The following is a 13,431-nucleotide window of genomic DNA, read 5'->3' as shown; positions in this document are numbered from 1 at the left end:
CATTGTGGCATTGCCGTGGCTACCGGGAGGGGCCTTGCAGGGCGCTCGAGAGGGCGCCGAGCTGCGCTGTGAACGGCGCCATGTCGGCCGCCTCCAGGCAGCGCAGGTCGAGCCACAGCGCGTCGCTGGCGATGCGCCCGATCACCGGGCGCGGCAGGCTGCGCAGCGCGCCTTCGAGTGCGGCAAGCGCCCGCCCCGGGCGCTTGCCGTCTGCCGGCGCCAGGGCCAGGCCCCAGCTCGGGAGCTGGTCGATGGGCATGGCGCCGCTGCCAATCTGGCTGAACACCGGCGCGCTGCGCACGCTCCAGCGCGCGCCCAGCGCCGCCTGCAGCAGCGGCAGCAGGGCCTGGGCCTGGGCGTGCATCTCGGCCTGGGCGCGGGTGAACAGGCGCAGTGTGGTCAGCTGCGCCGGCAGGTGCTCGGGCGTGAGGTACAGGCGCAGCACGGGTTCGAGCGCGGCCAGGGTCAGCTTGCCCACGCGCAGGGCGCGCTTGAGCGGGTTTTTCTTGATCTTGGCGATCAGGTCTTTGCGCCCGACGATGAGCCCGGCCTGCGGGCCGCCCAGCAGCTTGTCGCCGCTGAAGGTGACGATGTCGGCCCCGGCGGCGACCACGTCGCGCACCGTGGGTTCGTGCGGCAGGCCCCACTGCGCCAGATCGACCAGGGTGCCGCTGCCCAGATCGACCAGCAGCGGCAGGCTGCGCGCGTGGGCGATGCCTGCCACCTCGCCCTCGGGCACGCTTTTGGTAAAGCCGGTGACGGCGTAGTTGCTGCAATGCACCTTCATCAAGAGCGCGGTGCGCGCGGTGATGGCCTCTTGGTAGTCCTTGGCGTGGGTGCGGTTGGTGGTGCCGACTTCGACCAGCTTGGCGCCGGCGCGGGCCATGATGTCGGGGATGCGAAAGGCGCCGCCGATCTCGACGAGTTCGCCGCGCGAGACGATGGCCTCCTTGCGCGCCGCCAGGGCGTTGAGGCTGAGCAGCACGGCGGCGGCGTTGTTGTTGACGACGGTGGCGGCTTCGGCGCCGGTGAGCTCGCACAGCAGCTCGTTCACCAGGTCGTCGCGGTCGCCGCGCCCGCCGGTGGCGAGGTCGAATTCGAGGTTCGCCGGAGCGCGCATGGCCTGCACCACGGCCTGCACGGCGGCCTCGGGCAGCAGGGCGCGGCCCAGGTTGGTGTGCAGCACCGTGCCGGTGAGGTTGAAGACGGCCGTGAGGCGCGGCGCAAAGCGCTGCGCCAGCAGGGCCTGCACCTGCGGCGCGATGGCCTCGGGCGTGAGCTGCGCGGCGCTCAGCGCCCCGGCCAGGGCGGCGGGGCGCAGGGCATCGAGCTGCTGGCGCACGGCGGCGGTGGTGGCGCTGGCGCCGTACTGCGCCGCCAGGGCGCGCACGCTGGGCTGGCCCAGTACCTTATCGACGCTGGGCAGGCGGGCGGCGGCGCTCATGGCGTGGCCGTGCTGGGGGCTGGGGCGCTCTCTGCCTCGGCCATGGGCAGCAGCGGGTTGAGGCTGGCGCGGGCGTAGGGTGTCTCGGCCATGAGCAGGTCCAGCATCAGGCTGGCGAGGTCGTCGGCCAGGGGCTCGGCCAGGGGGTCTTTGTCCTGGTGGGCGATCTTGCGGTAGTGGTGGCACTGGTCGCAGGTTTCCGCCAGCACGCTCTCGTCCGTGCCGCTGGCGCCCTCCAGGCCCTGGTAGCGCACGCCTTCGGTCGATTCGCAGTGGCTGCACTTGACGCGCACCATATGCCACTCGGTGGCGCAGGTGCCGCAGTGCAGAAAGCGCAGCCCGTCTGCACGAGCGCCGATGCGCTGCACGCTGGCCACGGGGGCGCTGGCGCATACCGGGCAGACGGTGGCCGGGTCGGTGTAGGGGATGTCGCGCTCTTGCAGGCGGCTGGCGCGGTCGGCAAACACCACCTGCAGCGCGGCCATGGCGATGGGGGCGGCGGCGAGGTCGCCGGGCTCGGTCAGAAGGCCCAGCAGCACGCGCCGCGCCAGGGCTTGGCGTGCTTCAAAATTCATAGCTGCTAGCGCGCTCAGGACGGGCGCTAGAGCCAGATTTTCTTCATTTTTGAGGGTGGTGAGCAGCTGGTCGAGCACGCCTTGCCATTCGGTCGGGATGTGCTCGGCAGCGGGCAGCAGCGGCATCGAATGCTGCTGCGCGCGTGCGATCAGGGCCGGGTCGGGCGCGGCGGTCTGCACCGTGCCTGCGGCCTGCTGCTGGGCGCGCACCAGGCGGGCGAGGAACTGCAGGTACTCGCCAATCGGGTGGCCTTGGGCCTTTTGCGCCAGGCGGGCGGCGCGCTCGGCAAACAGGCTGGCGGGCTGGGGCAGGCGGATGCGCGGCGGCTGGGTGTGGTCCAGGGCTTCGATGTCGCCGGGTTGGAGGATGCGTTGCATGGGAGGGCAGGGGCTACATAAAAAAACTGCCGCCGGGGCAGGCGTGCGACCGGCGGCAGGCGGGTGGGGCGAGGGTCGCGGTTAGCGGTTATCCCCGGTGACCTTGCGGTACCAGCCCCGGTGGTGCTGCTTGGCCCAGGCGCGGGTGACGGTGCCGTACATCATGGCGCGGATGGTGCCACGCGTCCAAATGGCGGCGTAGACATGCATGATGATGAGGCCGATCATGCCCACGGCGGCGCCGGCGTGCACGAGCGAGCCCAGGCGCGCCAGGGCGATGGGCGGCGTCCACCAGGCGCGCCACATGAGAACGCCCGAGCAGCTCAGCGCCACCATGCACAGCACCAGGGCCCAGAACAGGACTTTCTGGCCGCCGTTGTACTTGCCCTGTTCGGGCATGTCGTGGTCGTTGCCGTCGATCATCTTGTTGACGTTTTTGAGCCACTCCTTGTCGCGCGCCTCGATGATGTTCAGGCGCCAGAAGCGAAAGAACATACTCACGAACGCCAGCGCCATGACGACGCCGATGTACGGGTGCAGGATGCGCGTCCAGGGCCCGCCGCCAAAGAGCTGCGTGAGTGGAAACAGCGCCGGGTGGAAAAACGCCAGGCCCGAGAGCGCGAGCAGGATGAAGCAGATGCCCACCAGCCAGTGGTTGGCGCGCTCGCTGGCGTTGTAGCGCTGCAGGTCGCGGGGGTTGCGTCTCATGGCTGGCCCTCCTTTTCAGCTTGGCGGTCTTGCTCTTCCATCTCTTTTTCCAGTTCCCTGGAAACGTCGTTGGGGCCTTTGGTGATGTAGTGGAACAGCCCACCGAGCGCGGCAGCGCCCAGCGCTGCCATGGCCAGCGGCTTGGAGACGCCCTTCCACAGGCGCACGGCGTTGCTCACCTGCGGGTCGGCGGGCAGGCCGCTGTAGAGCTGCGGCTGGTCGGCGTGGTGCAGCACGTACATGACGTGCGTGCCGCCCACGCCCGCCGGGTTGTACAGCCCGGCCTGGGCGTAGCCGCGTTCCTTGAGGTCGGTGATGCGCGTCTCGGCGTGGTCGAGCATGGCCTTCTTGGTGCCAAAGACGATGGCGCCGGTGGGGCAGGTCTTGACGCAGGCGGGCTCCTGGCCGACGGCGACGCGGTCCGAGCACAGCGTGCACTTGTAGGCTTTTTGGTCCTTTTGCGAAATGCGCGGCACGTTGAACGGGCAGCCGGTGACGCAGTAGCCGCAGCCGATGCACTTCTCCTCATGGAAGTCCACGATGCCGTTGGCGTACTGCACGATGGCGCCGGGCGAGGGACAGGCTTTCAAGCAGCCCGGGTCCTCGCAGTGCATACAGCCGTCCTTGCGGATCAGCCATTCGAGGTTGCCGGTCTGCTCGTTGTCGTGCTCGTGGTAGCGCATGACGGTCCACGAGTTGGCGCTCAGGTCGTTGGGGTTGGCGTAGGTGCCGTGGTTGGTACCGGGCTCCTGGCGCAACTCGTTCCATTCCTGGCAGGCCGTCTGGCAGGCTTTGCAGCCTATGCACTTGGAGACGTCGATCAGCTTGGCGACTTCGCCGGCTGGGGCCGAGCGCGCCTGCGGCGCAGGCGTGGTCGTGGCCGACAGGCGCTTGATATCGAGGGATTGCAATGACATCGTGTACGCCTTTCCTTATGCCTTCTCGACCTTCACGAGGAAGGACTTGAACTCCGGCGTGTTGGTGTTGCCGTCGCCCACAAACGGCGTGAGCGTGTTCGCCAGGTAGCCCGGCTTGGTCACACCCTTGAAGCCCCAGTGGATGGGGATGCCGACGTGGTGGATGGCACGGCCCTCGATCTGCATCGGCTTGATGCGCTTGGTGACCACCGCCACGGCCTTGATGGTGCCGCGCTTGGAGCTGACTTTGACCTTGTCGCCCGCCACGATGCCCATCTCCTTGGCCAGGGCCTCGCCGATTTCGACGAACTGCTCGGGTTGGGTGGTGGCGTTGAGCAGCGAGTGCTTGGTCCAGTAGTGGAAATGCTCCGTCAGGCGGTACGTGGTGCCGACATGCGGGTAGTCCTTGGCGCTGCCAAATGTTTCCCAGATGTGCTTGAACACGCGCGCCGCCGGCGACGAGGTCGCCTTCGGGTTCTCCGGGTACATCGGGTTGTAGCCCAGCGGCGTATCAAACGGCTCGTAGTGCGTGGGGAAGGGCCCTTCGTTCAGGCCCTTGCGCGCAAAGAAGCGCGCCACGCCCTCGGGCGTCATGATGAACGGCCCGGCGCCGGTCTCGGGCGCCAGCGTCAGCCCCATGTCGGGCACGTCGGCGCCGCCCCAGCTCTTGCCGTTCCACTCCACCAGCTTGCGCCGGGGGTTGAAGGCCTTGCCCTGCACGTCGGCCGAGGCACGGTTGTAGAGCACGCGGCGGTTGGCCGGCCAGGCCCAGGCCCAGTTCAGCGTATTGCCGATGCCGGTGGGGTCGGAATTGTCGCGCCGCGCCATCTGGTTGCCCGCCTGTGTCCAGGCGCCGGCGTAAATCCAGCAGCCGCAGGCGGTGGAGCCGTCGTCGCGCAGCTCGCCAAAGCCGCTGACCTGCTGGCCCGCCGGGCGCAGCACCTTGGCCGGGTCCTTGGGGTCGAGCAGATCGACCAAAGCCTTGCCGTTGTACTCCTTGGCGATTTCCTCCGAGCTGGGGTGCTCGGCTTCGGAGTACTTCCAGTCCAGGTTCACGATGGGGTCGGGGAAGGCGCCGCCGTCCTTCTCGTACAAGGCTTTGAGGCGGTGGTGCAGCGCGGCCATGATGGCGACGTCGGTCTTGGCCTCGCCCGGGGGCTCGGCCGCCTTCCAGTGCCACTGCAGCACGCGCGAGGAGCTGACGACGGCGCCCTCTTCCTCGGCAAAGCAGGTGGTGGGCAGGCGAAAGACTTCGGTCTGGATGTCCTCGGTCTTGACGTCGTTGAACTCGCCGTAGTTCTTCCAGAACTCGGACGTCTCGGTCGCCAGCGGGTCCATGACGACCAGGAACTTGAGCTTGGACAGGCCGTCGCGCACGCGCACGCTGTTGGCCAGCGAGGCGATGGGGTTGAAGCCCTGCGCGATGTAGCCGTTGACCTTGCCCTCGTTCATGAGCTGGAAGACTTGCAGCATGTCGTACTGCTTGTCGAGCTTGGGCAGGTAGTCAAACGCCCAGTTGTTCTGCGCCGTGGCCGCCTTGCCAAAGAGCGACTTCATCAGGCTGACGTGGAACTTGCCGTAGTTCTGCCAGTAGCTCATCTGGCCCGCGCGCAGCGGCTTTTGCGTGCGCGCGGCGATGTAGGCGCCGTAGTCCTGCTCCTTCTCGCCCGGCAGCGTGAGGTAGCCCGGCTGGGTGTTGCTCATCAACCCCAGGTCGGTCAGGCCCTGGATGTTGGAGTGCCCGCGCAGCGCGTTCATGCCGCCGCCGGCGACGCCGATGTTGCCGCACAGAAGCTGCACCATGGCGGCGCAGCGCAGAATCTGCGCGCCGATCGAGTGCTGCGTCCAGCCCAGCGCGTACATGATGGTGGCCGCGCGCCCGGCGACGGCCGTGCTGGCGAACTGTTCGCATACGTGCAGGAACTTGTCTTTGGGCGTGCCGCAGGCGCTCTCGACCTTCTCCGGGGTGTAGCCCTCGTAGTGCTTTTTGAGCAGCTGGTAGACGCAGCGCGGGTGCTGTAGCGTGGCATCGGTCTTGACGAAACCGTCTTCGCCCAGCTCGTAGTCCCAGCTCTTTTTGTCGTACTGGCGCTTTTCCTCGTTGTAGCCCGAGAAGATGCCGTCCACGAATTCAAAGTCATCGCGCACGATGAAGCTGAAGTCCGTGTAGTTGTGCACGTACTCGTGGTGGATTTTGTCGTGCGTCAGCAGGTAATTGATGATGCCGCCGAGGAACACGATGTCTGAGCCCGAACGGATCGGGGCGTAGAAATCGGCCAGGGCTGCCGAGCGGTTAAAGCGCGGATCGACCACCATGAAGTGCGCCTTGTTGTGCGCCTTCGCTTCGGTCACCCACTTGAAGCCGCAGGGGTGCGCTTCGGCGGCGTTGCCGCCCATGATCAAAATAACGTCCGCGTTCTTGATGTCGACCCAATGGTTCGTCATCGCACCACGGCCAAACGTCGGGGCAAGACCTGCCACCGTCGGGCCGTGTCAGACACGGGCTTGGTTGTCGAACGCGAGGATGCCCCAGGAGCGGGCGACCTTGTAGGTGATGTAGCCAGCCTCGTTGCTGGCGGCCGAGGCGGCCAACATGCCGGTGGTGAGCCAGCGGTTGACCGTGAGGCCATCATCCGTCTTGGCCTGGAAGTTGGCGTCACGGTCTTGCTTCATCAAGCTGGCGATGCGGGTGAGCGCGTCGTCCCAGCCCATGCGCTTCCACTCGGTCGAGCCGGGGGCGCGGTACTCGGGGTACTGCAGGCGGTTGGGGCTGTTGACGAAGTCCAGCAGGCCCGCGCCCTTGGGGCACAACGTGCCCCGGTTGACCGGGTGGTCCGGGTCGCCCTCGACGTGGATGAGCTTGGATTTGACGTTCAAACCATCACCGAGCGAATGCATCAGCAGGCCGCAGCCGACGGAGCAATAGGTGCAGGTTTGGCGCGTGACTTTGGTGGCGGCCAGTTTGTACTGGCGCACTTCGGCCAAGGCGGTGGCGGGCGAAAAGCCCAGCGCCACCAGGCTTGAGCCCACCAGGCCCGCTCCGCTCATGCGGAAGAAGTGCCGGCGGTTCATGTCCATGAAGGAACCTCCTATCGTGGGTGCTTGTTATGTGCCCCGGCATGTTCGTGGCATGTCGGGGCTGGGGCTACAGGGATTACGCGCAAGGGCGTGGCCCCGGTTTTTGCAAAAGGCGCGGATCATAGGCACACCGGACTGACGTGAACCTGATGCCGCGCCGATACCCGACTGGTAGGCCGCATAGTTGTTGCGCCAAAGCAAACTCTGTGCAAGGCGCTGGTATGGTGCGCGCATGTGGATGAATGAAATACCTGATGCGGCCTGCCGCCTGGCCGGCGCTGCGCCGGCGGGGGCACCGCTGTCGAGCGTGGCGGTGCAGCACTGGCAGGGCGCGCAGCTGCAGGCGCCAGAACTGGCCTGCGACGTGGCCGCCGAGGTGCCGGTGGCACTCGTGTTCAACGGCATCTCGCACGCCGTGATGATGGCCACGCCGCAGGACCTGGAAGACTTTGCGATTGGCTTTGCGCTCAGCGAAGGCATCGTCGAGCAGCCCGGCGACTGCCGCGACCTGCAGCTGCAGGCGCACGCCCCGGGCACGCCCGACGCCAGCTACGCCGTGCACCTGGAGATCGCGCCGCGCCACTTCATGCGCCTCAAAGACCGCCGGCGCACCCTGGCCGGGCGCACCGGCTGCGGCGTCTGCGGCATCGACAGCCTGCAGGCCCTGGACCTGCACCCGCCGCCGCTGGCGCCCGCCCCCTGGTGCGCGGCGCTCGACGGCGCCACCATCTTGCGCCCGTTTGCCACCCTGGCCTCGCGCCAGGCGCTCAACGCCCACGCCGGCTCGCTGCACGCCGCCGGCTGGGCCACGCCGGCGGGCGAGTTGACCGAGGTGCTCGAAGACGTGGGCCGGCACAACGCGCTCGACAAACTCTTTGGCCGCCTGGCGCGCAGCGGCCGCCTGGGCGAGCCCGGCTTCGTCGTCATGACCAGCCGCACCAGCTATGAGCTGGTGCGCAAATCGGCGCGGCTGCAGGTACCCGTCTTTGCCACCATCTCCGCCCCCACGGCGCTGGCGCTGCAGCTCGCGCGCGAAGCCCGAATGCAGCTGTGGGCCCTGTGCCGCCCGCCGACGGCATTGCGCTACGTTTGATTTGCTATTTAATTCATAGCTGTTCACGCTTGCCTGGTAAGCGCTGGAGCCATAAAACACCATGAACCCCTCGATCTTGCACCTTGCCTGGCGCAACCTCTGGCGCGATCTGCGCGCTGGCCAGCTGCGCCTGGTGCTGGTGGCCGTGACCCTGGCCGTGGCGGCGCTGACGGCGGTGGGTTTTTTTGCCGACCGCCTGCAAGGCGCCCTGGCGCGCGACGCCCGCCAGCTGCTCGGCGGCGACGCCGTGCTCGCCAGCGACCAGCCCACGCCCGCCGCCTTCAGCGCCGAGGCCGCCCGCCTGGGTCTGCGCAGCAGCAGCACGCTGGGCTTTCCCACCATGGCGCGCGCGCCCGAGGCGCAGGGCGGCGCCAGCCGCCTGGTGGCGCTCAAGAGCGTGGCCCCGGGCTACCCGCTGCGCGGGCGCCTGCAGGTGGCCGCCAGCGCCGAGGCGCCGGGCCAGCCGACCGACACCATTCCCGCCCCGGGCGAGGTCTGGGTCGATGCCGCCCTGCTGCAGGCCCTGGGCCTGGCTGTGGGCGACGCGCTGCTGCTGGGCGACGCCCGCCTGCGCGTGGCGCGCATCCTCACCTTTGAACCGGACCGGGGCGCGGGCGTGCTCAGCTTTGCCCCGCGCGTGCTGCTCAACGCGCACGACCTGGCCGCCACCGCCCTGGTGCAGCCCGCCAGCCGCATCGGCTACCGCTTCGCCGTGGCCGGCGAGGCTGCCGCCGTGCAGCGCTACAGCCGCTGGGCGCAGGCCGAGATCGAGGGCAGTGGCCTGCGCGGCCTGCGCCTGGAAACGCTCGATACCGGCCGCCCGGAAATGCGCCAGACGCTCGAACGCGCGCAGCAATTCCTGAACCTGGTGGCGCTGCTGGCGGCGCTGCTCTCGGCCGTGGCCGTGGCGCTGGCGGCGCGCGGCTTTGCCAATGAACACCTCGACAGCGCCGCCCTGCTGCGCGTGCTCGGCCTGGCGCAGCGGCGCATCGCTGGCGCCTACGCACTCGAATTTGCCGGCGTTGGCCTGCTCGCCAGCAGCCTGGGCCTGCTGCTGGGCTACGGCGTGCACTTTGGCTTTGCCCTGCTGCTCGCCGGCCTGGTGCCCGAGGGCCTGCCCCCGCCCAGCGCCTGGCCGCTGCTGCTGGGCCTGGGCGTGGGCATGACGCTGCTGCTCGCCTTTGGCCTGCCGCCCATGCTGCAGCTGGCGCAGGTGCCGCCGCTGCGCGTGCTGCGGCGCGACCTGGGCGCGCTGCGGCCCGCGTCGTTCGCCACTGTGGTGCTGGGCCTGGCTGGTTTTGGCGCCCTGCTGCTGGCCGTGAGCCGCGACCTGCGCCTGGGCCTGATCGCCGTCGGCGGCTTTGCCGGCGCCGCGCTGCTGTTCGCCCTGCTCGCCTGGGTGGCGCTGCGCCTGCTGCGGCGCAGCGTGCCCGAGGCCACGGCGCCGCCCTGGTTGGTGCTGGCCACGCGCCAGCTCGCCGCGCGCCAGGGCTACGCCGTGGTGCAGGTCGTGAGCCTGGCGCTGGGTCTGTTGGCGCTGGTGCTGCTGGTGCTGCTGCGCACCGACCTCATCGCCAGCTGGCAGCAGGCCACGCCAGCGGACGCGCCCAACCGCTTCGTCATCAACATCCAGCCCGACCAGGCGCAGGACTTTCGCCAGCAGCTGGAGCGCTCGGGCGTGGCGCAGTACGACTGGTACCCCATGTTCCGGGGCCGGCTGGTGGCCGTGAACGACCGCGCCATCGGCCCGCAGGACTACGCCGACGAGCGCGCCCGGGGCCTGGTCGAGCGCGAGTTCAACCTCTCCTACGCCGCGCAGGCGCCGGCGCACAACCAGGTCGTTGCCGGCGCCTGGCAGGCGGGCGAGGCCGGCGCCGTGAGCGTGGAGGAGGGCATTGCCAAAACCCTGGGCCTGCACCTGGGCGACCGGCTGCGCTTTGACGTTGCCGGCGTGACCAGCGAGGCGCGCATCACCAGCTTGCGCAAGGTCGATTGGAGCTCGCTGCACGCCAACTTCTTCGTCATGTACCCGCTCGCCGCCATGCCCGAAGTGCCCGCCACCTACCTTGCCGCCTACCGCGCGCCCATGCAGCCGGGGTTTGACAACGCCCTGGTGCAACGCTTTCCCAACGTCACCAACGTCGATATGGGCGCCACCGTGGCGCAGCTGCAGACGGTGCTGGCGCAGGTGGTGCGGGCGGTCGAATTTTTGTTCGCCTTCACGCTCGCGGCGGGCCTGGTGGTGCTGTTTGCCAGCGTGGCCGCCACGCGCGAGCAGCGCGCGCGCGAGTTCGCCATCATGCGCGCCATGGGGGCCCGGGCCCGCCTGCTGCGCCAGGTGCAGCGCGCCGAACTCGCCGGCGTGGGCCTGCTCGCTGGCGCCCTGGCCAGCAGCGTGGCCGTGCTCATCGGCTGGCTGCTGGCGCACTACGTATTTGACTTTGCCTGGACGGTGCGCCCCTGGGTGCCCTTGGCCGGCAGCCTGGCGGGTGCGCTGCTGGCGCTGCTCGCCGGCTGGTGGGGCCTGCGCGGCGTGCTGCGCCGCCCCGTGGTGCAGACGCTGCGCCAGGCGCTACAGGAATAACGATGGACACCCAAAACAACGGCAAACCCGCCTGGCCACAGGCCCCCGAAGGTTTTGACTGGCTGGCGCAGGACGCCGACGGCCAGTGGTTCTGGTACAGCCAGCAGCCCGAATGCGGCTGGGCCGGCGGCATCTGGCGCGCCAACTCGCGCCACCAGCAGCGCGCCGGCCAGGGCGCGCCCAACCCCGACTGGGAGCAGACGCTGGAGCGGCGTTAATGCTCTTGTTTTGATAGCTGCTAGCGCTTGTTCTATGAGCGTTACAGGCGGTTTTGATTCAAATTTGTTGGCGAGAGGGAGCTTGCCGTGTCAAACGCATCGTGGTTTTTCTGGGCTGCTTGGTCGGCCGTGTTTGCCGCCCTGACGGCGATTTTTGCCAAGGTGGGTATCGCCGGGGTCAACGCCGATCTGGCGATGCTGGTGCGCACCGTGGTCATCGTGCTGGTGTTGACGGCGTTTGTGCTGGGCACGGGGCAGTGGAGCAACCCGCTGCAGCTGCCCGCGCGCACCTGGGTGTTTTTGGTGCTCTCGGCCCTGGCCACGGGCGCCTCGTGGGTGTGCTACTTCCGCGCCCTGCAGCTGGGGCCCGCCTCGCAGGTGGCGCCGGTGGACAAATTCAGCCTGGTGCTGGTGGCCCTGTTCGCCTGGGCCTTTCTGGGCGAACGCCTGAACCCGCGCGAGTGGCTGGGCGTGGCGCTGGTGGCGGCAGGGGTGCTGGTGTTGGCGATCAAGCGCTGAAGCCCCGTAGCGTCTTCTCAAGCGCTGGAGATGCAATTTGGCTCACCCCCCGAATGGCCCCCTCCAGGTATGCCATGTCCTTTGGAGAGGCACCGAACTGCTCAAAAAACGGCTTCCACGCACGGGCCACCAACCACACCTCGTGCAGCGCCTTCAGCGCCTCCACCCTGCTCGAAAAGTACACAGCCCAGTGGGTCATCATGTTGTCCAGGGTGGCGAGCCTGCCTCTTTCCCCCACCTCCAAATGCAGCATCCGTTCCTGGGCAACGACGCTCATGGGGAGCACGTCATAGAGTGGACTGAGGGTCCATCCTTTGGCTGCGACCTGGTACAGGAAGCCGTGATTGCGCAAGTGGTCATCCGTGTTGGTGACGAAGATGTTGAGCGCCTGGCGCTTGAACAGCTCGCGCAAGTCCCGCGCGAGGTACCTGGGAAGCGCGCGGGCACGCATTTGCTCTGCCAGGGCTTTGTAGGAGCTGCGTGTTGCTTCGTGCTCATCCATGCCCATGAGCGTGAGCGCCGAGCAAAAACCTATGCGGCCTTCGATAGACTGCTGGCCTCTAGGCCCTTCCAACGGCTCCCAACTTTCTTTGTCGGGGGCAGGCACGACCCCAGGCGCTGCCCAGTAGCGGTCGAATCGCCGGATGAACAGCACCTTGGCATCGCCCACCTGCTTGACCTCTACGGGCGGCACACGAAGCCCCGCAGCACGCGCCAGCTCCAATGCACCAGCTTCGAGGACAGCGTTACAGGCGCGGTCTGACTTGGATGGGAATTTGGCGAGCCAAAGCACACCGTCTGCGGTGCGCACGCAGGCCTTGGGACGCGCGCCGCCAGCGCTGCCAAGGCTGCTGAAGTAGATGGCGAGGTCTGCCCCGACGTATTCCTCATTCTCGATGCGGTCTGCTGCCTCCAGAAGGCGTGCCAGGTCCATCTCGGCAGCTACCGGGGCCGTAGCCTGGGAGTCCCGCTGAGGGCGCACATCCAAGGCGCCCACCCGGTCTGAGCCCGCTTCCAAGAGATAGGCCACCTCCGGCAGCTTGTTGGCAGCCACCTTGAGCTTGTTCTCAATGACCCTGCGCCCCCAGGCATCCGGGGCCGCGTCGCGGATACCCCCGAACTCCGTGAGCCCCGCCAAGACAAAGCGCTTGGCGCCGCCCGCCTCGTCCTTCAGTGGCAAGGCGACGGGATCCATCTCGACTGCGTAGGGGCGCTGCACGTAGCGCTTGCCGTAGACAAAAACCGGTTGCGTGGTGTTTGCGCCTTCGAGCGAACCCGCTGGCACGAAGTCAGTGCCATGCTCGTCCGCCACGTGTGCGAACACGAAAACGTCACGGGGAGGACGGGCATAGGGGTGGCGGTCAGAAGTCATACGGGTCCTTTTCAGCCTTGCGTCCAGTGCTTGCCTTGGGCTTGTGGACGCGCTGGACGCGGGGCGCTTCATTGAAGACGCGCACGGCAGCCGACTGGTCTTTCAGCAAGCCAGCCAAGGTCAGCCCGGGCTCCAGGGCGTGCAAGTAGCGCAGAACCTGCGAGAGCGTGCGGCTTTCATCCCCCTGCTCCAGCAGCACCGCCGTGGAGCGCGAAACACCAGCGCGCGCTGCCGTCTCACTCTGGGTCATGCCGCGCGCAATGCGCAGTGTGCGCAGCTGGGCGCCCACCTGCTCTGCCTCTTTCAGGCGGACTTCAGGCGTGCGCAGGGATTCGTCATATTTCATGGATTTCCCGCAGGAGTGGAGCCCGCCGTTGCAAGGCAGCAGGAAGCGGCTGGGCCGTAACGTGGTACGGGTTATTGTGTGTGTAATAACAGTCGTTGTCTATATTATGGACTGCAATTGCAGTCAATGTATTATTAAACCCAAGAGCAGCCAAGGCGATTGCAGCGCGTGAAGTGTTGACGGGGAGCGGGCTATCAAA

General features: G+C 67.9%; 11 protein-coding genes. 4 read left to right on the top strand and 7 right to left on the bottom strand.

All coding sequences use genetic code 11. The features are described from left to right. Positions 1-19 precede the first annotated feature (19 nt). The 5 genes from selA to fdnG all read right to left on the bottom strand — a co-directional run bounded on the left by selA (position 20) and on the right by fdnG (position 7,100). A complete protein-coding gene (gene selA / locus G7045_RS10635; RefSeq protein ID WP_166159611.1) occupies positions 20-1,444 on the bottom strand; it encodes an L-seryl-tRNA(Sec) selenium transferase in 1,425 nt (474 codons plus the stop codon). Then, the gene (fdhE, locus tag G7045_RS10630) at positions 1,441-2,397 is read right to left on the bottom strand and encodes a formate dehydrogenase accessory protein FdhE (protein ID WP_166159610.1); all 957 of its coding nucleotides are present in this window, start codon (positions 2,395-2,397) and stop codon (positions 1,441-1,443) included. Before fdhE ends, selA begins: the two co-directional genes overlap by 4 nt. Positions 2,398-2,478: 81 nt before the next feature. Further along, positions 2,479-3,105: a formate dehydrogenase subunit gamma gene (locus G7045_RS10625; protein ID WP_166159609.1), complete on the bottom strand. Its 627-nt coding sequence runs from the start codon at positions 3,103-3,105 to the stop codon at positions 2,479-2,481. Then, complete coding sequence (gene fdxH / locus G7045_RS10620; protein ID WP_166159608.1) at positions 3,102-4,022, bottom strand: formate dehydrogenase subunit beta; 921 nt, start codon at positions 4,020-4,022, stop codon at positions 3,102-3,104. The genes G7045_RS10625 and fdxH overlap by 4 nt, the downstream gene beginning before the upstream one ends. Positions 4,023-4,037: 15 nt before the next feature. Further along, a complete protein-coding gene (fdnG, locus tag G7045_RS10615) occupies positions 4,038-7,100 on the bottom strand; it encodes a formate dehydrogenase-N subunit alpha (protein WP_166159607.1) in 3,063 nt (1,020 codons plus the stop codon). A gap of 238 nt (positions 7,101-7,338) precedes the next feature. Between fdnG and fdhD the strand changes: the two genes are divergently transcribed. The 4 genes from fdhD to G7045_RS10595 all read left to right on the top strand — a co-directional run bounded on the left by fdhD (position 7,339) and on the right by G7045_RS10595 (position 11,514). After that, on the top strand, positions 7,339-8,193 hold the full coding sequence (gene fdhD, locus G7045_RS10610; protein WP_240919213.1) for a formate dehydrogenase accessory sulfurtransferase FdhD: 855 nt from the start codon (positions 7,339-7,341) through the stop codon (positions 8,191-8,193). Between the two features lie 61 nt (positions 8,194-8,254). After that, entirely contained in the window at positions 8,255-10,777 is a 2,523-nt protein-coding gene (locus G7045_RS10605) for an ABC transporter permease (RefSeq protein ID WP_166159606.1), read from the top strand. A gap of 2 nt (positions 10,778-10,779) precedes the next feature. Beyond that, positions 10,780-10,995 (top strand): hypothetical protein, encoded by a 216-nt coding sequence (locus tag G7045_RS10600; RefSeq protein ID WP_166159605.1) that lies wholly within the window; start codon positions 10,780-10,782, stop codon positions 10,993-10,995. Between the two features lie 87 nt (positions 10,996-11,082). Continuing rightward, on the top strand, positions 11,083-11,514 hold the full coding sequence (locus tag G7045_RS10595) for an EamA family transporter (RefSeq protein ID WP_166159604.1): 432 nt from the start codon (positions 11,083-11,085) through the stop codon (positions 11,512-11,514). On the opposite strand, the gene G7045_RS10590 is transcribed toward G7045_RS10595, so the two are convergent. Both G7045_RS10590 and G7045_RS10585 read right to left on the bottom strand, forming a co-directional pair. Then, positions 11,504-12,886: a type II toxin-antitoxin system HipA family toxin gene (locus tag G7045_RS10590; RefSeq protein ID WP_166159603.1), complete on the bottom strand. Its 1,383-nt coding sequence runs from the start codon at positions 12,884-12,886 to the stop codon at positions 11,504-11,506. The two genes, G7045_RS10595 and G7045_RS10590, sit on opposite strands and share 11 nt — an antisense overlap. Next, complete coding sequence (locus G7045_RS10585; protein WP_166159602.1) at positions 12,876-13,232, bottom strand: helix-turn-helix domain-containing protein; 357 nt, start codon at positions 13,230-13,232, stop codon at positions 12,876-12,878. The genes G7045_RS10590 and G7045_RS10585 overlap by 11 nt, the downstream gene beginning before the upstream one ends. Positions 13,233-13,431: the final 199 nt, after the last annotated feature.

Source organism: Acidovorax sp. HDW3, assembly GCF_011303755.1.
Classification (GTDB): domain Bacteria; phylum Pseudomonadota; class Gammaproteobacteria; order Burkholderiales; family Burkholderiaceae_C; genus Paenacidovorax.
The sequence above is the reverse complement of the archived record's forward strand: the minus strand, read 5'-3'. Positions and strand labels throughout refer to the sequence as shown.

Coding starts and splice junctions, on each gene's coding strand:
- fdxH (WP_166159608.1), bottom strand. CDS start 4,022: ATGTCATTGCAATCCCTCGATATCAAGCGCCTGTCGGCCACGACCACG.
- fdhD (WP_240919213.1), top strand. CDS start 7,339: ATGAATGAAATACCTGATGCGGCCTGCCGCCTGGCCGGCGCTGCGCCG.
- fdhE (WP_166159610.1), bottom strand. CDS start 2,397: ATGCAACGCATCCTCCAACCCGGCGACATCGAAGCCCTGGACCACACC.
- G7045_RS10585 (WP_166159602.1), bottom strand. CDS start 13,232: ATGAAATATGACGAATCCCTGCGCACGCCTGAAGTCCGCCTGAAAGAG.
- selA (WP_166159611.1), bottom strand. CDS start 1,444: ATGAGCGCCGCCGCCCGCCTGCCCAGCGTCGATAAGGTACTGGGCCAG.
- G7045_RS10600 (WP_166159605.1), top strand. CDS start 10,780: ATGGACACCCAAAACAACGGCAAACCCGCCTGGCCACAGGCCCCCGAA.
- G7045_RS10605 (WP_166159606.1), top strand. CDS start 8,255: ATGAACCCCTCGATCTTGCACCTTGCCTGGCGCAACCTCTGGCGCGAT.
- G7045_RS10625 (WP_166159609.1), bottom strand. CDS start 3,105: ATGAGACGCAACCCCCGCGACCTGCAGCGCTACAACGCCAGCGAGCGC.
- G7045_RS10590 (WP_166159603.1), bottom strand. CDS start 12,886: ATGACTTCTGACCGCCACCCCTATGCCCGTCCTCCCCGTGACGTTTTC.